18 protein-coding genes are annotated in these 17,654 nt (G+C 40.5%); 7 read left to right on the top strand and 11 right to left on the bottom strand.

Annotated elements, in window-relative coordinates; genetic code table 11:
* Positions 1-717: 717 nt before the first annotated feature.
* The 9 genes from KEM09_RS00300 to KEM09_RS00260 form a co-directional block, all read right to left on the bottom strand.
* Positions 718-906, bottom strand: coding sequence for a class IIb bacteriocin, lactobin A/cerein 7B family (locus tag KEM09_RS00300; protein ID WP_212223649.1), 189 nt, complete (start codon positions 904-906; stop codon positions 718-720).
* A 6-nt stretch (positions 907-912) separates the two neighbouring features.
* Entirely contained in the window at positions 913-1,122 is a 210-nt protein-coding gene (locus KEM09_RS00295) for a hypothetical protein (RefSeq protein WP_212223647.1), read from the bottom strand.
* Between the two features lie 536 nt (positions 1,123-1,658).
* Positions 1,659-2,018 (bottom strand): hypothetical protein, encoded by a 360-nt coding sequence (locus KEM09_RS00290; RefSeq protein ID WP_212223645.1) that lies wholly within the window; start codon positions 2,016-2,018, stop codon positions 1,659-1,661.
* Positions 1,999-2,349, bottom strand: a complete 351-nt coding sequence (locus KEM09_RS00285) for an HTH domain-containing protein (protein ID WP_212223643.1) — start codon at positions 2,347-2,349, stop codon at positions 1,999-2,001. Before KEM09_RS00285 ends, KEM09_RS00290 begins: the two co-directional genes overlap by 20 nt.
* 58 nt (positions 2,350-2,407) lie before the next feature.
* The gene (locus KEM09_RS00280) at positions 2,408-2,767 is read right to left on the bottom strand and encodes a four helix bundle protein (RefSeq protein WP_212223641.1); all 360 of its coding nucleotides are present in this window, start codon (positions 2,765-2,767) and stop codon (positions 2,408-2,410) included.
* 45 nt (positions 2,768-2,812) lie between these two features.
* Complete coding sequence (locus tag KEM09_RS00275) at positions 2,813-4,981, bottom strand: peptidase domain-containing ABC transporter (protein WP_212223640.1); 2,169 nt, start codon at positions 4,979-4,981, stop codon at positions 2,813-2,815.
* A gap of 59 nt (positions 4,982-5,040) precedes the next feature.
* Positions 5,041-5,400, bottom strand: coding sequence for a four helix bundle protein (locus KEM09_RS00270; RefSeq protein WP_212223639.1), 360 nt, complete (start codon positions 5,398-5,400; stop codon positions 5,041-5,043).
* Positions 5,401-5,437: 37 nt separating this feature from the next.
* Positions 5,438-6,583 (bottom strand): HlyD family secretion protein, encoded by a 1,146-nt coding sequence (locus KEM09_RS00265; protein ID WP_212223638.1) that lies wholly within the window; start codon positions 6,581-6,583, stop codon positions 5,438-5,440.
* Positions 6,580-6,927 (bottom strand): hypothetical protein, encoded by a 348-nt coding sequence (locus KEM09_RS00260; protein ID WP_212223634.1) that lies wholly within the window; start codon positions 6,925-6,927, stop codon positions 6,580-6,582. The genes KEM09_RS00265 and KEM09_RS00260 overlap by 4 nt, the downstream gene beginning before the upstream one ends.
* Positions 6,928-7,159: 232 nt before the next feature.
* On the opposite strand from KEM09_RS00260, the gene KEM09_RS00255 reads away from it, so the two are divergent.
* Entirely contained in the window at positions 7,160-8,368 is a 1,209-nt protein-coding gene (locus KEM09_RS00255; protein ID WP_212223632.1) for a dipeptidase, read from the top strand.
* A 784-nt stretch (positions 8,369-9,152) separates the two neighbouring features.
* On the opposite strand, the gene KEM09_RS00250 is transcribed toward KEM09_RS00255, so the two are convergent.
* Positions 9,153-10,076, bottom strand: a complete 924-nt coding sequence (locus KEM09_RS00250; protein ID WP_212223630.1) for an HU domain-containing protein — start codon at positions 10,074-10,076, stop codon at positions 9,153-9,155.
* Positions 10,077-10,501: 425 nt separating this feature from the next.
* Between KEM09_RS00250 and galE the strand changes: the two genes are divergently transcribed.
* From galE to KEM09_RS00220, 6 genes are all read left to right on the top strand, one after another.
* On the top strand, positions 10,502-11,527 hold the full coding sequence (galE, locus tag KEM09_RS00245; protein WP_212223627.1) for a UDP-glucose 4-epimerase GalE: 1,026 nt from the start codon (positions 10,502-10,504) through the stop codon (positions 11,525-11,527).
* A gap of 242 nt (positions 11,528-11,769) precedes the next feature.
* Complete coding sequence (locus tag KEM09_RS00240; RefSeq protein WP_212223625.1) at positions 11,770-12,309, top strand: hypothetical protein; 540 nt, start codon at positions 11,770-11,772, stop codon at positions 12,307-12,309.
* A 65-nt stretch (positions 12,310-12,374) separates the two neighbouring features.
* On the top strand, positions 12,375-12,899 hold the full coding sequence (locus tag KEM09_RS00235; protein WP_212223623.1) for a hypothetical protein: 525 nt from the start codon (positions 12,375-12,377) through the stop codon (positions 12,897-12,899).
* Between the two features lie 197 nt (positions 12,900-13,096).
* Positions 13,097-13,447 carry a DUF5684 domain-containing protein gene (locus KEM09_RS00230; protein ID WP_212223621.1) on the top strand — a complete coding sequence of 117 codons (351 nt, stop codon included), beginning with the start codon at positions 13,097-13,099 and terminating at the stop codon, positions 13,445-13,447.
* 142 nt (positions 13,448-13,589) lie between these two features.
* Entirely contained in the window at positions 13,590-14,642 is a 1,053-nt protein-coding gene (gene rfbB, locus KEM09_RS00225) for a dTDP-glucose 4,6-dehydratase (protein WP_212223619.1), read from the top strand.
* Between the two features lie 259 nt (positions 14,643-14,901).
* Positions 14,902-16,719 (top strand): methyl-accepting chemotaxis protein, encoded by a 1,818-nt coding sequence (locus KEM09_RS00220; RefSeq protein ID WP_212223617.1) that lies wholly within the window; start codon positions 14,902-14,904, stop codon positions 16,717-16,719.
* Between the two features lie 156 nt (positions 16,720-16,875).
* On the opposite strand, the gene KEM09_RS00215 is transcribed toward KEM09_RS00220, so the two are convergent.
* Positions 16,876-17,625 (bottom strand): hypothetical protein, encoded by a 750-nt coding sequence (locus tag KEM09_RS00215; protein ID WP_212223615.1) that lies wholly within the window; start codon positions 17,623-17,625, stop codon positions 16,876-16,878.
* Positions 17,626-17,654: the final 29 nt, after the last annotated feature.

Genomic DNA, 17,654 nt, shown 5'->3' with positions numbered 1-17,654 from the left:
TGACTTTATCGACACCATTATCCACTTTATCAGCTCAAAAATTCATTTTATCACCATGGAGAATGGCTTTATCGTGTCACAGAATCATTTTATAATTATGATGATTGATTGTGTATTGTTGGGGATTCATATTGTCGGTTAATAGCTTAATTTTGTTGGGATGGGTATTTAGTTAGCGCTATTACAACGCGAATGGATTTGTATAGAAAGGCGCCCTTTAAGTTAAACTTTCTTTTTTCTCACAGGAAACCAAATCAATAAGCCAATAAACAATACAATGTATCCCCAATAGGGAAATATTATATAGTTGTTATCCTTAACATCAAGCCAGATAAGTGTTTTATTAATTATTAATAAAGCGAGATAGAAGATTAAACCACCCAAGAATGAGATGAAAAATTTATTTTTTATAAGTATTATAATAGAAGGTTACTAAATTCATTAATACACCTAGAAAACAGACCTTCTCTTCCAAAATCCTTCTTTAATCGAAATCACAATTAATAAGAGAAAAACAATAAGTTTTGAAATACTATAAACATTTGTTGAAACGTAATATGAGATATTAAAGGTTGAGCAAATCTTCTCAATACAAAGTTCTGCCATATCAACAAATCCAATACTAGCAAAGACTAAAATAATTAGTTTTAATGCATTTATAACAATTCTTGTTTTCATAAGTCAATTTAGGCTGGCATTGCTACCAGCCTATTTAATTTAATCGTTAGACATTTTTTCAATTTGCTTATCAACCCATCCATGTGCATATCCAATACCGTATGCAACATACTCAACAGCTCCGATAACTCCAAAAACCGTTAAAACAGCACCAAATGGTGTTATACCTCCATTTGTTTCCTTGAGTTCTTTGGCATCTAATTCACGTAATATTTCTATATTCTTCATAGCTTTCTATTTATTACCTTCTGCATACCCTTTATCGTAATTATCAACTACTTTGTCAGCAACTACAGCAGCGACAGCGCCAACTGCTGCAGTTCTTAATGTAAAGGTCCCCCAACCTACTGCTGCAACAATTAATAGCGGAATAATTCCTCCATCCGTCTTTTTCATTTCTTTAGCATCCAACTCCTGAACGCCTAATTCATTTAAATTTTTCATTTTCACAAAATTTAAGTTTATAAAATAATTAATTTTGTGCTGGCTGTGGCCAGCGCCCCGGTGGAACTGTTTTGCAAGGACGTCCATCTAATGTACAAATTACAAAACTGTGTCAGCGAAGAGATAACCGAATATCATAATAAATCAACGCGAATAAAACATGAATGATAGTAGGACGAATGTTTTAATTAGTGCTTTTTATTTGCTTAAGCATTGAATAAAAAAGTATAGCGAAAGTTCCAATTACCTCAATTAGCATCAGAAAACTAAGGTTATTTAAGATATTAACTACACTTATGGTGAATAAGAACATAGCAAGGATACTAAATTGCCAATGGATACTCTTATTATTTAAACAGTACAAGTTGAATGTGATGATATACAATATTATTGCAACAATTAAATAACCGAAATCCAAAGAAATTAGACTTAATCCACCAAGCGTAATGATAAAACTAATAAAAATGTATTTTAACATAATATATAGGTTTATTGGTATCTGTGTTTTGGCACCCACAGATACCAATGAGTTATAATTACCTACCAACATCGTTCGCCCATGAAATTAGGGCTCCTGCAGCAAAAGCAGCACCAACTAGTGCAAATCCAACTCCTCCTGTTGCGATTCCAACCGCAACTCCTACTCCTGCTAAAGGAACACCTACTACTGTAAATAAGTCAGATAATCCACCTGCATTAATGGTTTTCATTTCTTTTTTACTCATCTCCTGAACGCCTAATTCATTTAAATTTTTCATTATCACAAAATTTAAGTTTATAAAATAATTAATTTTGTGCTGGCTGTGGCCAGCGCCCCGGTGGAACTGTTTTGCAAGGACGTCCATCGGGGTATTTTGTAACGTTACAAATGCAATGTTAAAATATGCCAGTCTCATTTTTTGAGACTGAGAATAATTTCCTGTTAATATTTGTTAATTTTTCAAGTGTGGCGAAGCCCCCATTTAAAGCCTGCAGTTCTTGTGCTTTCAGCTCATCAGCGTAGAAACCACAATAAAAAGCCACATTCCTTGTATAAACAAAGCTTTGCTTTACAATACAATACTCAATGGGTGCACCAAATTCTTTCATTACATCAATCACCCTGTACAGCGATGCTTTTGATATATTCAGTCTTTCGGCCAGTTCATTGGGTGTCCCGGTTGCATTTCGTTTAATGAGCCTATCAATGCGCTCCATTAGTTCAATCGTCTTGGTTAGTTTTGCCATATATAAGAATTAAGATTTAATAGTTAAAAGTGAAAAGTAATAGGTTAATGGTAAAAGGCTATGATCTGAGTGATGCCTTAGTTGTTTTTACTGTGGAAATCAACATTGCAATTAGCTCACTGCACTGTTTTATTAGATCATCAAACTTGTTTTGGACAATATAACCGCTATCAAATAATAGGTTGAGCCAATAATCAGTTTCATTAGCTTCTTTAAGTGCAATACTCATCTTGTGAATAAAATCTGCCTTGCTTTGTGCAAATTCAGCTTCGCGGATTAAGGCACCTAAAGCTGTTCCACTTTTCAAAATCTGACGACGTAAAACAAACTCTTTCAAATTTTGGAGTTGACTTACCAATTCAACAATTTGTATCGCAAAATGGTAACTATTATCTCTTAATGGACTATTCTTTCTCATAAAACAATTCTTCATTATTCACTACAACCTTTTCACTTTTCATTATTAGGTATTCACTCTAAACTCTTCACTTATTTGTGGCATCTGCTTCTCCCACATCTTATAGTATTTCCCTTTCTGCTCAAACAGTTGATAATGGGTGCCCTCTTCCATCAAACGACCACCCTCCAGCACCACTATTTTATCGGCATTCATCACCGTACTGAGGCGGTGGGCAATCACTACTATGGTTTTACCTTGCTGTTTCAGAACATCGATAGCTGCCTGCACATGGCTTTCCGATTCGGAGTCGAGCGACGAAGTGGCTTCATCCAGTATCAGCACCTCCGGATGGCGGTACAAGGCACGGGCTATGGCCAGGCGTTGCTTTTGCCCGCCACTGAGGCTGGCACCGTTCTCGCCCAGATAGGTATTAAAGCCATTGGGTAAGCCTTCGATAAACTTCAGAATCCCAAGCTGGTTACACACCTCCAGTACCCGTTCCATATCCGGATTAAACTCACCCACTGCAATGTTTTCCACCACATTGCCCGCAAACAAATCGAGCTTTTGAGGCACACTGGCCACCAGCTGTCGCAGGCTGTCGTTACTAAAATAATTAATGTTGTGCTGCCCAATGGAGATGCTTCCCTTGTTGAGCGGGTAAAGTTTCTGAATAAGGGCTGCAAGCGTGGTTTTACCCGATCCACTCTCGCCAATAATGGCTGTTAACCGGCCTTTAGGAATGGTAAGACTGAAATCTTCAAATACATCCACCCGCGTGCCATAGCTAAACGACACATTTTCAAAGTTTATATCTCCCAAAAGCTCCTTACGTAGGTCTATTTTATTCTCTTCCGACTCCCGTTCCAGATCCATAATTTCAAACAAGCGGTCAGCAGCAATCAGGGCATTCTGCACTGTTTTGTTCATCCCTATCAAACCGGCGGCGGGCGAGGTAAAATAGCCTATAATGGCATAAAACGACAGCAGTTCGCCAGGGGTAATACTTTGGTCGATGACAAAATAGGAACCGACCCAAAGCAAAATAATGGTAAATACCCGGCTTAGAAACTCCGATGAGTTACCGGAAAAGATGGAGTTAAGTCCCGACTTGTAAACCGTTTTTAACAAGGTAATAAAACGCACCTCGGTTTTTACATTGGTAAAATCTTCCAGTCCAAACTGCTTGATGGTACGCACCGAATTGAGCGATTCCACCAATTGGCTTTCCAGCTCAGCGGCATGCTCCATTACTTTGCGTTCCTGTTTTTTGTTGAGTCTGTTGGTAATAAAATAGGTCAGCGCATAAAGGGGAATCACCACAGCCATAATCAAGGCCAGTTTCCAACTATAGATAAACATCAAGCCAAACGAGAACAGTACGATAAACACATTCACTAACAAACTAACAGCCGTATCATTGATAAACGCCCGGATTTTGACCGCATCATTAATGCGCGAAATAATCTCTCCAACCCGCATCGTATCAAAAAAACGCTGTGGCAAACGCAGCAAGTGTTTATAGTACCCCAATATCAGGCGCGCATCAATCAGCTGGCCGGTTCGTAACATCAGAATAGTTTTGGCAGCTCCAATAAAGATTTGAAACAATAGAATCACCAACATGCCCACACTTAATAGATTGAGTAGCTTGGTATTCCCATCCACCAATACATAATCGGTTATCTTTTGAATATAGATGGATGTTGACAGTCCCAGTATGGTATATAAAATAGCTCCCACCAAAGCCTGAAGAAGCATACTTTTATGTGGCTGTAACAAAAAGACAAAGCGCCTGAAGTTGGACACCTTCTCATTGCGGGACACAAAGTCATCATTGGGTGCAAACAAAACCAACACACCGGTCCATTGCTTCTCAAATTCAGCAAGCATGACTTTGTGCATCTGCCCGTCACCGGGATCCATATACTCCACATGCGTTGCACTTACTTTATAAATAACCACATAATGCTGCAACACTTCTTTTACGATAACATGCGCAATAGCGGGTAGCGGTATTTTGGGTAATGCATCAATACCACCTTTAACCCCCTTGGCAGTAAAACCCAATTTTTCAGCCGCTTTAATCAAGCCAAGCACATTAGTGCCCTTCTTATCGGTACCTGCCAATTGACGTATTCTGGAAACCGGTAGTTTCAATTTATAATGTGATGCGATGGATGCCAGACAGGCTGCACCACAATCGGTTATATCGCGTTGCTTAATTTTCATAAGTTAAGAACTAAGAGTGATGAACCATAAGTGAATAGTTAAGAACTAAGAGTGAATAGTTATGAGTTTAGGTTAGCTTTGGTAGTTTTGATAGTTGAGACCAGCATGGCTATTAACTCATTGCACTGTTTACTGAGCTGATCAAACTTGATTTCTGCCAAGTAATCAGTATCAAACAATAGATTCAGCCAATAATCGGTTTCGTTAGCTTCTTTGAGTGAGATGCTCATCTTGTGGATAAAATCAGCCTTGCTTTGAGCAAATTCAGCCTCACGAATCAATGCACCTACAGATGTCCCACTTCTAAGTACCTGTCTACTTAAGACAAACTCTTTCATATTTTGCAGTTCCCGTGTCAATTCAACAATTTTAATTGCAAACAGGTAACTCTTATCTCGCAATGGACTGTTCTTTTTCATTTCTACTTACTATACATTTTTAGCTTTTCACTATTAGTCATTCACTTTTCACTAATTTCGGATTCATCCAGTCATCAACTTTATCAAACAATAATTGGTAAAGCGTACGATTGGTCAAGACAAAGCGCCCTGTAAGGGTCATTCCTTTCATCAAATGGCCTTTATGTCCTGATTTTAATTCCAGGTAATTAGCCGGTATAGTAGCTCTTACCTTAAACACCGGCTGATTATTAATTACTACTATATCATCAGCAACAGCACTAACTTCACCTATTAGCAACCCCCATTGGTTATAGTTATAAGCATCCAGCTGTAATCGCACCTCCTGCCCCTGTTTTATAAAACCAATATCCTTGGGATGGATATAACACTCTGCAATCAAGTGCTCATTTGGCGAGATAGTTGCCAGAGCTTGGCCTGGTGTAATAAAACTACCTACCTGCACGCCTGCCGGAGCTGATATGGTTCCTGCAATTGGAGCTGTAATGATATATTGCTCACATTCCTTTTTAAGCCGGTTTATTGAAGAACTTAGACTAGTGCATTCTTGTAACAGTTTTGTTTTCTCAACCTGCCAGTTATTTAGTGATTGGCGCTGATATACCTCAAGCTGAGAAACTGCTGCATCGTAATTGCTCTTCTTCTGCAGGTATTCCATCTCAGGTGTAACATTATCATGGTACAGCGACTTAGCAATTTCATACTCTTTTTTAAGAATATTACCTTTTATAGATAACTCATTCAGCCTGGCCTGATATTGGGTAGCTTCCAGACAGTACCTATTTGTTTTGGGTTTGTTAATACCTTTTAGTAACAGGCTAAGGTCATCAACAAAACGCTTTTTTTCATCCAGCTGCTCTCTTGCTAACTCAACCTGCTCCAATATGTCATCAGCACGCAAAACCACCAGGGTATCACCCACAAACACTTGCTCACCTTCATTTAGTTCACATTTTATTATCTGACCAGCAAATGAACTTTGAATCTGACTATTCTCAACAGGTGTTCTTATTACCCCCCTACCCTGAGTAGTAAGTTCAACATGAATGAAAGGCAGGACAATTATCGAAATAATTATCAAGATTAAGGAAAATACATAAATCCATACAAATTGTTGACTATGCTTTTGAAAATGTGCTTCGGTCGAATGCACAGCAATTTCAGGCGGAAAAATTTGCTTCATAAGTTAAGGCTAAGTGTTTTGGCAGCGTCAAATATAGCCATGGGTTTGTCCAAAAAAATGGAATAACATAAAGTACCACCATTAATTTTTTCTAGTTCCTCTTTATCAATAATTTGAATTGGCTCATCAACCTTAACACATATATCCTCTTTTAAATAGAAAGATTTTATTTTCTTATCATACTCAACTTCAATTCCTTTTTCCTTTAAATCATCAATCAGGTTATAGAGTTTACTTCTTGATATTCCAAGCTTTTTATGAAAAGTGCTTGAATTACCGGTTTGTCTTTTATGAATTAACTCAAACATTCTTTTGAGCATTTCAACTTCTTCAAATAGTTTCATGACAAAAAAATTGATAAAACATAGGCCTCTATTAGTTAATTGCAGAAAACCAGAAACGTAACACCTTTTTGAAGGGAAAAATACCATTTGCTTGACTAACGGTTGATTTATTATGACTAATGAACAAATACACCTGATTAATTTAAATATATAGATTAACATAACTAACTCTCAATGTGCATACCATGGCAGATTCTCACATTTTAACTATCATTGCACAAAATCTACACGCATGAATATGAAAGCATTGGGCATAGTATGCCTCCTACTCACCGGCCTGTCGTCGTGCCAGCTAAAACCCGCGGATGCGCTCGAAGCACACCGCCAGGCTATCACCATTGACACACACGTGGATACACCCATGCGCTTCTTGCGCGACACCTTTGATATTGGAAAGGAGCACCAGGCACCATCGAGCCGGGTAGATTTGCCGCGTATGCAGAAGGGCGGCCTCGATGCCATCTTCTTTGCCATTTTTACCGGGCAGCGACAGCGCACCGACGAGAACAATGCACTGGCCTACCAGATGGCGCATGAGATGATTGACTCCACCGAGAAAGCGGTTAAGGCCAACAGCCAGATAGCCGAACTGGCTTACACAGCGGAGGATGCCATTCGTTTGGAGCAAGCAGGTAAGCGGGCCATCTACCTGGGCATGGAAAATGGCTTTCCGCTTAACAGGGAAGCCAGTCGTGTAGAAGAATTTTACAACAGGGGCGTGCGCTACATCACCCTGTCGCACACCAAAAACAACGATATATGCGATTCATCCACCGATAAGAAAGGTCCCGAGCACGATGGCCTGAGCCCTTTTGGCAGTGAAGTGGTTAAAGAGATGAATCGGCTGGGTATGATCATTGACGTATCGCACATATCGGATAAAGCCTTTTACGATGTGATGGACCAAAGTACTGCACCGGTTATTGCGTCGCACTCATCGGTGCGTGCCATCTGTGACCATCCTCGCAATATGGATGACAGCATGATTAAACTGCTGGCGGCCAAAGGTGGTGTGATACAGATATGCATACTGGGTGGCTACATACAAGCCGAAGACACCACCTCACTTAATTACCTGAAGCACGAAGAGCTGCGCATAAAGTACAATAACTGGAACTATAGCAGCGATGAACAACGCAAACAGGCCTGGGCCGAATGGCGGGCTATTGACGAGCACTACCCGCCCCTGCTTCCGAGTATTGCCGATGCGGTGGATCATATCGATTACGTGGTAAAACTTGTGGGTATTGATTATGTGGGTATCGGCTCCGATTTTGATGGCGGTGGCGGGCTGAGCGACTGTGTCGATGTGGCCGACTTTCCAAAAATTACCGAAGAACTGGTGAAGCGCGGCTATACCGAGACGGATATTGCCAAAATATGGGGCGGTAACTTCCTGAGGGTTTTCAAGCAGGTAGAAGCAGCAGCTGAAAGAACGTAGTATTAAGGTTTACATCTTCTTATTAACATCTACGACGTTAAGGATCGCATCTTTATTTATTTCTTGCGAATAAAGATGCGATCCTTAGAGCTTCTCACAACCCTCTGAAGTTAATCTTTTATACCACTCCTTCTAAAAGAGAAGGTGACATTACACGAAATGACAACTACCTCTAATGCACGATAATATACTTACTAAGTAGTGGCCTCCTCTCCTTGAAGGAGAGGATTGAGGAGTGGTGTTTTTACGAATTAATCATTAATAACCGATTAAGTATATATTCAACCTCGCTGAGGTTGATTGGTCATTTACATTGCGCTTATCTACAAATATTTATCTCCGCTGGAGATAATAACAGGGAAATTGCTTTTAAACACCATTAAAAATATTAAACCACTAATTGCACCAATTAACACCAATTATTTCGCTATGCGGAATTTAACATTGGTGTAATTCGCGAAATTGACTTCGTCGAACGTTGTTTTGTGGATAAAAGAAGAAATTTAATCAATCTATTTTTTAAAGGCGAAATCTCTGGAGATAATACAACAACTTTGGAGAAGTTGAATATTTATAGAAAAAAAGCCAACCCTATTAATAACAATCCCGGCGGGATTGCATATCACATAGGCTTTTCAATGGTTTTTACATTGTAATCGGTCTTTATTTACACCCTGCTTATCAAGATGCGATCCTTATATATTTTATGCTCTCTGCTGTGAATAAAAAAGGCTGCAACAGAATAAACCTGCCGCAGCCTTACTATATTAAGTACAAACGTTTCTTAGTGTTGTGTGAGCACCCACACAGTTTTAAAATCCTCTTTCTGACGATACACGCCCATATCGGCAATGGCATCGGCTTTGTCGGCATAACCTTCAATAGCCACGCGGTAACGATTATTGGGGCTTGGCAATACAAAAGCCTGCTGCTCGCCCATCTCATGCACAATATTCAGAAAACGCTGCGCCTGGTTCTCTGTTTTAAAACTACCCGCGATTAGGTAGTAACTATTCTTCTCAACAGGCGTCGCTTCTTCAGCTGCAAGCTCTGCTTCTTTTAATTCGGCAGGCTGCACCTCATAGTTTGCTTCGGTTGGTGTTTCCGGCATTACAAACGAGATGGTACTGGCCGCATTCATACTCTTCTTGAGCTGCGGGTTTTCCACACTCTGAGAAATAGCAAACAAGCCAACCAACACAGCCACCGAGGCCGCAATCTGTTTCAAACTAACAGGCTGCAGTAAACGACGTACCTGACGGTTTTCAACCATCGGCTTCTGAGGCGTTACCACAGGTGTAAAATGGAAAGACGACAGGCCATAAGCATCAGTCAGATAGGCCTCCGACTCATCCGCTACAAACAACAGGTAGCCCAGCGCATCTTTCTGCAGCGTGCCCACCTTTTCAATTAGCGCCTTGCCTCCAGTATTCACCTTAGCCTCCACCGCAGCTACAAACTCTTCCACCAGTACCTTGGCTTTGCCATAACTGATGCCATTCTGCTGCGCCAATGTGCTAATCAGCAGTCCATCGTTATGCGAAAGGCTGCGATTAAAACCAATTTCTTTTGATGGTGGTAAAAACAGGTTTTTATCCATATCGCGCGCGGCACTTACCGGACTCGATACAAAAGCACCTAAACCAGGAACAATCACACACTCATGCGTGAACAATAGATTCGATATTTGTTGGCTAACTGTTGTCATACCTGCAAAATTAACAAAAACGTGCCTGAGGATATTAACTTTCTTTCAACATCTGTTGGTAAAGTGTTGAAAACCGGTTGATAAACAACCTACTTATTAACCACCTCCCGTTAATAATGTGCTAAGTTACTAAATTTGAGGCAACAAACACAATCCAATACTGTGAATAAGTTATCCCTCTGACTGTTAGTACTCATAGCCGGCCGTCAATAATAAAAGTACTTTTAACGTTTATTAAGGGCTTACATGATAAAATACAGCCACATTTGATCCGCTCATTGCAAACGATTTCGTACTTTTGAAGCTCGTTTAACTATGAAACGAACAAGCAGAGTACAGATTTTCACTTAAACGTAAGTAGTCAGTCGCTGTTTGTAAGTTCAACCTGAATAAAAGACAATCAGGTTAAAAAGAAAGCTACACTAATGGCAAAGCAGATTTTAGTAACCGGAGGAACAGGTTACATTGGATCACACACCGTGGTTGAATTACAGGAAAAAGGATTCGACGTGGTGATTGTTGACAACCTGTCGAATTCCAAAATTGAAGTGCTGGACAACATCGAGAAGATTACAGGCATCCGTCCGGCTTTTGAAAAATTCGATTTATCTGAACGCGAGCTCACCGACAACTTCTTCCAGAAGTACCCCAACATTGATGCCATCATTCACTTTGCAGCTTATAAGGCCGTTGGCGAATCGGTACAGAAACCGCTGGAGTATTACCGCAACAACATGGGCTCACTAATGAACCTGCTGGAGTGCATGAACAAGTACAAGGTGCCTCATATGGTATTCTCTTCATCTTGCACCGTTTACGGGCAACCTGAAGTACTGCCTGTTACTGAGCAAACTCCCCGCAAAGAAGCCGAATCGCCCTATGGCAACACCAAAGCCATATGCGAAGACATTATGCGCGACTACTGCAAGGCCAATGAAGCCATCAATTGTATTGCCCTGCGCTATTTCAATCCTATTGGCGCACACCCAAGTGCATTGATTGGTGAGTTACCAGTAGGCGTACCTAACAACCTGGTACCATTTATCACACAAACAGCTGCAGGTATTCGTGAAGAACTGAGCATTTTTGGTGACGATTATGACACCGAAGACGGCACGGCTATTCGTGACTACATTAACGTAGTTGATCTGGCAAAAGCACACGTTGTAGCTATCGATCGCATGCTGAATGGACAGACGAAAGCCAATTACGAGTACTTTAACGTAGGAACCGGCTCAGGCTACTCAGTGATGCAGCTGGTAAAATCTTTTATTGAAGTAACAGGTGTTGACCTGAAATACAAGCTGGTGGACCGACGTGCAGGTGACATTGAAAAAATATGGGCCGACACCACCTATGGTAACAACGAGTTGGGCTGGAAAGCTGAGAAAACACTTGAGGAAACTTTAGCCTCGGCCTGGGCCTGGGAAAAGAATGTGAGAGGCCTTTAACAAGTCATCACTTATCACAATATTCATAAGCTGTCAGAAAATTCTGGCAGCTTTTTTTGTTCTCCCATAGATATTAATTTCCATACACAAACACTGCCTGCCACATTTAAACTAACATAACATACGTGTAAACACCCAGTTGTTTTTCTTATAACTGTTGCAACAACACGAGTCATCATCATATGACCTTTCAAACAGGCAATTTAGTTTGCTAATCATTTATTACAAACAAATAAAACACCATGACCAAAGTAATTCTACTACTATCCCTAACGATTGGGATCTGCTGCTACGACATGCAGGCCCAGACTCCCAGGTATGAGGTAGAGGTACTCACCTGCATTGAATCACTGGTACCCGGAGGTGCCGGACGATCGCGGATGATCTCCACGCAGGCCAGGGTAGACTACCTCGATTTCACCTCACACCAAACAGCTGCCACGAAGGACAGAAACAAGAGCAACCGCAAAGACATACGTCTAAAGGAATACGAAGAAACAAAACTGCTGAACCTGTACAATGCCGGCGGTATCCGTTTCCAAAATGTGGCCAGTAACGATGCGCTGGTGACATCGAAAATTAATAGCATGCTGACCGATGGTTGGGAACTGTTTTTTGTATCAACGGGCGTTGAGAGTAAAATGGCAGATATAACCGTTAAAAAAGAGTTGTTTAAGATGGGGATGAAAATGCTGCTGGACGACAATAGCGCCAGCGAGAACAATAACGATCCCAACGGCCTTTTTATGACACGTTATTACTTCAGAAAACTAGTACAATAGGCTGATAAAAAGTCTCTAAACAAAATTAGTAACATACAATAATGACATTCTTAAAGCATATAACAATGAAAACAAACCTGATTACAACCTTAATCGTTTTACTAGTCACAACAGCTTCTTTTGCTCAAGACAAACCCGTTTATGAGGTGAAAATTATTACCAGCATTGAATCTATTGTACCCAATGGAGTAGGACGATCGCGCCTTATCTCTACCGACTCGGAGGTAGACTATAAACAATTTACAACAACCCAAACAGCTGAAAGTGGCGATCGCAACAAAAGTGACCGATCGGATATACGCATCAAAGATTACGATGAGACCAAACTGCTTAACTTCTTTAATGTGGGCGGTATTCGTTTTCAAAACATCGCTTCCAATGATGCTCTGCTGACATCAAAGATTAACCAGATGATGCAGGATGGCTGGGAATTGGCTTTTATAAACACTGGGGTTGAGAGTTACGGAGGAAAGGATGATAACAATGGCATATACATCACACGCTATTTGTTTAAGCGCATAAAACCTGCTACTTCCGAAACTCCGGCCACACCTGAATCAAGTGAGGATAACAGTTTGGTTCAGCAATAAAAGCACGCTGCTTTAAGTGTATAATTGAAGAGAAAATGGGCATTCTATAATTGAGAAGTCCACAAAATAAGCTCTTTGGCTGAAAACTTTTTAACAGGACAATCCTCAGGTTGTCCTGTTTTTTTGTTTATATTCAAGCTGCAATTTTTTAACAGTGTGGTCATCCACACGATTTCTAACCAATAAAAAACAGATTTATGGAAGATGTAGGATTATTTGGCGGTATAATTTATATGGCCGTTGTTGTTTTGCTAATTGCCTCAATGTGGAAAATCTTTGAAAAGGCAGGGAAACCTGGCTGGGCATGCTTAATTCCAATTTACAACACTATTGTATTACTTGAAATTGTAGGCAAACCTTGGTGGTGGTTACTATTGATGCTAATACCTGTTGTCAATATTATCCTTCTGATCTGGGTAACCAACTTATTAGCGAAAAGTTTTGGCAAAGATGTTGGTTTTACATTAGGACTTATCTTCCTCTGGTTTATTTTCTACCCCATTTTGGGCTTTGGCGATGCCAAATATCAGGGACCTGCAGGTGCGTAAGCGTCAGATTAAGATATAAAGACTAAAAGCCTCATCTTTGAGGCTTTTTTATTGCTAGTAAGACGAAGCTTGTAACTTGATAATAATCTTGATACTTTTGTTTGACACTCCCACTACCCGGGATAAACTTTGATATTGAAATATGAAAAAGCTATTGATTACCGGCGGAGCCGGCTTTATTGGCTCGCACGTGGTAAGGTTATTTGTTGAGAAATACCCCGATTACCATATTTTTAACCTGGATACCCTCACCTATGCGGGCAACCTGGAGAACCTGAAGGATATAGAAAACAAAGACAATTACACCTTTATTAAAGCCGATATCACCGATGCAGAGCATATGAATGCACTGTTTGCCGAGCATGTATTTGACGGTGTTATCCACCTGGCTGCCGAGTCGCATGTTGATCGCTCCATCTCCGATCCGCTGGCTTTTATCAAAACCAATATTCTGGGTACGGTCAACCTGCTGAATGCGGCCAAAACAGCCTGGAAAGACCAGATGGACCAACACTTGTTTTACCACATATCAACCGATGAGGTATATGGCTCACTGGGCGAAACAGGCCTGTTTACCGAAACAACCGCTTATGACCCACGCAGTCCTTATTCTTCATCAAAGGCCAGTTCCGACCACCTGGTGCGTGCCTATCATCATACTTATGGCATGCAAGTGGTTATCTCCAACTGCTCCAACAACTACGGCCCCAACCAGTTCCCTGAAAAACTCATCCCCCTGTCAATCAATAATATCAAAAACAATAAGCCCATTCCTATCTATGGCAAAGGCGAAAATATACGCGACTGGCTGTATGTACTTGACCACGCCCGAGCCATCGACCTCATCTACCACCAGGGCAAAAACGGGGAAACTTACAACATTGGCGGCATTAACGAATGGACCAACATTGACCTCATCCATAAGTTATGCGAGGTGATGGACACTAAACTGGGTCGTGCCAAAGGCGAATCAGCAAAGCTCATCACTTTTGTGAAAGATCGAGCCGGTCATGATTTGCGCTACGCCATCGACTCATCTAAGCTGATGAATGAGCTGGGGTGGGAACCTTCATTGCAGTTTGAGGAAGGCATTGAAAAAACCGTGGACTGGTACCTGGCCAACGAGGAGTGGCTGAATAATATCATCTCGGGCGACTATGAGAATTATTATCAGAAACAATACAGCGAACGATAAACTATTATACATCTACCGCAAGTAAGAAGGCACCACTGGTGCCTTTTTTTATGAGGTAAAATGAACCTTGACATACACTCAAAATATGGGCAATATTTTTTTTTAAGATCTTATAACCATTTGATATTTATCTCGTATTGTAACTCATTGCTAAAGGAATAGGGAAAACAATCGGCCAAACAACGGCTGCCTTTACCAATATGGGAATTTATAAGTGTTTAACAAATACCGGTCTATCCGGTTAAAAAAAGTATGTTGTATGCAACTTCGAAGCATTCGCTCCAAGATATTGCTATCTTTTGGGGCTGTCGTTTTTATGGTGATTGCAGCTGTGAGTTTTACTTTCTATTACTCAGTAAGCAACACCTTAACCGAAAACATCAGAACTCAACAACTTCACTCCTTTTTAGAGGCTTCACAAAGCAACTTACGTGCAGGCTTTGAAAAGGCCATTGAAACCTCAATCAGCCTTGCCAGCGATCCGCTAATTTCGAACTGGTTTGAGAACGATGAAAGCAATGAAGACATTAAGTCGCTTTGTTTGGACAAGATAGATTCAGCGGTGGATGAATTTGGTTATTTAACTGCTTTTGCAGTCAATAATCGCACTCGTAACTTCTGGTCTAAAGGTCATGTTCTTCTTGATGTTATATCAGAAGACGATCCGGATGATGTTTGGTTCTTTAATACAATCAAAGATAGTCACAAACGAATTCAGACCAATCTTGACTTTAACCGAGAACTGAATCAATCAGCCCTATTCATTAACGTTATAATGGGAAGTGCTGAAAACCCATTAGGCGTTGCAGGTGTTGGTATGAATATTGACTTCCTCGTTAATGAGCTAACCCAAAGAAAGTTTAGCGCAGGTAGTAAATTATGGGTTGTGGATGACAGTGGCATCATAAAACTTGCCCAGGATAATAATGATATTAACACATCGCTAAATGAAGTATTGGGCGAAGTTGCAAGCGAAATTGTAAATGCAGTTGATAAAGGATTGATCAGTGAATATATGATTGATGACGAAGCGAATGAGATTGTATATATGAACATTGGCAATACAGGACATAAAATTATTATGTCGGTTCCGACCTACGAACTGGTAAGCATGCTCAACCCTATTCGCAATATTACTTTTGTCATAGGCACCATTTTCCTGTTACTGGCGCTGATTCTGGCCTTTTTCATTTCAAAGTCGCTGGCACAGCCAATATTACAACTGAATAAAGTGGCTCACTCTCTCTCCGAAGGGGATTTGGGAGTGAACATTGATGCTGAACTTACCACCCGTGCCGATGAAATTGGACAGCTGGCACTGACATTTAGCAAGATGACTGATAAAATATCTGAGGTTATCTCCCAGACCAAACAAACAGCACTACTCATTTCAGAAGGCGGTACCAAACTTACTGATTCGGCCAACGAATTGTCAAGCCGTTCGATGCAACAAGCGACTTCCACCGAAGAGGTATCTGCCTCGATGGAAGAAATGGGCGCCAACATCAGTCAGAATGCCGACAATTCCAAGCAAACTGAAAACATTATGTCACAAGCCTTTAAGGAGACAAGTGATGGTGGCGAAATAGTTAAGCGGGCGGTTGAAGGCATCAAGCTAATTGCCGAAAAAGTTCAGATTATCGAAGAAATAGCCATGCAAACAAATATCCTCTCACTCAATGCAGCTGTTGAAGCAGCCAGAGCCGGAGAGGAAGGTAAGGGCTTTGCAGTGGTGGCAGCCGAGGTACGCAAACTGGCGGAGCGAAGTCGCGAGTCGGCCAATGAAATACGAGAGAAAGCAACTGCTGGTGTTGACATAGCTATACGAGCCGGCGAGATATTTGAAAGCCTGGTGCCGGATATACAGAGGGCCTATAACCTGGTATCTGAAATTTCAGCAGCCTCTATGGAGCAAAATGAAGGCTCAAAGCAAGTGAATAAAGCAATTTTAGAGCTGGACACTGTGTCTCAGGGTAATGCGGCGGCAGCAGACAAGATATCGGATCTAAGCGAGTCCTTCTCAGAGGAAGTTCAAAAACTCAATGAAGTCATCAGCTTCTTTAAAATAAACGAATAAAGAATTAACTATAAATAAATGCCCTGCTTCATTATAGGAGCAGGGCATTTTTATATTAAAATGTTTATTGGTTGGGGGGGGGGTATTAAGAAAAACTTCTGCGATAAATCAATCAGAAATTGATGCACTCCGTTATTTTAAACTAATTAAAGCCCATTATCGTATTTTAGAAAGCATATGCCGTATAATTTCGGTTATTGGCTCATTTGCTTTATCAATGGACTTAAGCTCCAAGGAACTAATAGGAAAATATGCAACAATAATATACTCTTCATCCTCAACAACCCTAATAGCAGTGCTGGCCTCTTCTGGTTCATAAGCATTAATCAGAATAATTCCTCCCCCATCACTATTGCCAATATACACGTATCGCTCATCAAGATAATCTATCAAACTATCTACAGCTAATTTTGAGATTAAAACAAGAACGCCTTCAACTTTTGTCAGTTCATCAAAATAGTAAAATAAACCTTTTGTGCCTGAGTATTGATAACCTATAGCTTCAACTTTGTCAACATCGGGAGTTCCATATGCACTAATTATGTTTGTCCGTTTCAAAGTCCAATCCAGAATAGGTTCTTTAAATAAGTTATGATTACCAATTGTTTCAACTGGGACTTTGATAGCTTCACCCTCACATTCAACTATGATTTCTGTTTTGCCTACTTTATATCCTTTAACGATGCCCTCCTTATTTATTGTTGCATGAAATCCATTAGCTGAAAAGAACGACACAGGAAAGTCAGATTCCACAACAATAGTTTGTGTTTCTCCTGATTGCACCAGAACTTCCTTTGTAATAACAGTAAGCTTTGGTGTAGCCTCATCATCTTTCGAGCACCCTGCAAATAACATGAATATTACTATACTGAAGTGCGTGCTTTTAAATAAAGAATTACGTTTCATAAAATTCTGTTATACAGATAAATATAACA

Origin of the sequence: Carboxylicivirga mesophila (genome assembly GCF_018271975.1) — a bacterium.
GTDB classification, from domain to species: domain Bacteria; phylum Bacteroidota; class Bacteroidia; order Bacteroidales; family Marinilabiliaceae; genus Carboxylicivirga; species Carboxylicivirga mesophila.
Note: the sequence above shows the minus strand (reverse complement) of the source record. Positions and strands in the feature narration are given on the sequence as shown.

Bases quoted from the DNA above. Each gene is read 5' to 3' on its own strand.
- KEM09_RS00280 (WP_212223641.1), bottom strand. From the start codon at position 2,767: ATGAGAAAGAATAGTCCATTAAGAGATAATAGTTACCATTTTGCGATA.
- KEM09_RS00240 (WP_212223625.1), top strand. From the start codon at position 11,770: ATGACCAAAGTAATTCTACTACTATCCCTAACGATTGGGATCTGCTGC.
- KEM09_RS00270 (WP_212223639.1), bottom strand. From the start codon at position 5,400: ATGAAAAAGAACAGTCCATTGCGAGATAAGAGTTACCTGTTTGCAATT.
- KEM09_RS00275 (WP_212223640.1), bottom strand. From the start codon at position 4,981: ATGAAAATTAAGCAACGCGATATAACCGATTGTGGTGCAGCCTGTCTG.
- KEM09_RS00265 (WP_212223638.1), bottom strand. From the start codon at position 6,583: ATGAAGCAAATTTTTCCGCCTGAAATTGCTGTGCATTCGACCGAAGCA.
- KEM09_RS00295 (WP_212223647.1), bottom strand. From the start codon at position 1,122: ATGAAAAATTTAAATGAATTAGGCGTTCAGGAGTTGGATGCTAAAGAA.
- KEM09_RS00255 (WP_212223632.1), top strand. From the start codon at position 7,160: ATGAATATGAAAGCATTGGGCATAGTATGCCTCCTACTCACCGGCCTG.
- KEM09_RS00235 (WP_212223623.1), top strand. From the start codon at position 12,375: ATGAAAACAAACCTGATTACAACCTTAATCGTTTTACTAGTCACAACA.
- KEM09_RS00250 (WP_212223630.1), bottom strand. From the start codon at position 10,076: ATGACAACAGTTAGCCAACAAATATCGAATCTATTGTTCACGCATGAG.
- KEM09_RS00285 (WP_212223643.1), bottom strand. From the start codon at position 2,349: ATGGCAAAACTAACCAAGACGATTGAACTAATGGAGCGCATTGATAGG.
- KEM09_RS00220 (WP_212223617.1), top strand. From the start codon at position 14,902: ATGCAACTTCGAAGCATTCGCTCCAAGATATTGCTATCTTTTGGGGCT.
- KEM09_RS00290 (WP_212223645.1), bottom strand. From the start codon at position 2,018: ATGAGACTGGCATATTTTAACATTGCATTTGTAACGTTACAAAATACC.
- KEM09_RS00300 (WP_212223649.1), bottom strand. From the start codon at position 906: ATGAAGAATATAGAAATATTACGTGAATTAGATGCCAAAGAACTCAAG.
- KEM09_RS00215 (WP_212223615.1), bottom strand. From the start codon at position 17,625: ATGAAACGTAATTCTTTATTTAAAAGCACGCACTTCAGTATAGTAATA.
- galE (WP_212223627.1), top strand. From the start codon at position 10,502: ATGGCAAAGCAGATTTTAGTAACCGGAGGAACAGGTTACATTGGATCA.
- rfbB (WP_212223619.1), top strand. From the start codon at position 13,590: ATGAAAAAGCTATTGATTACCGGCGGAGCCGGCTTTATTGGCTCGCAC.
- KEM09_RS00230 (WP_212223621.1), top strand. From the start codon at position 13,097: ATGGAAGATGTAGGATTATTTGGCGGTATAATTTATATGGCCGTTGTT.
- KEM09_RS00260 (WP_212223634.1), bottom strand. From the start codon at position 6,927: ATGAAACTATTTGAAGAAGTTGAAATGCTCAAAAGAATGTTTGAGTTA.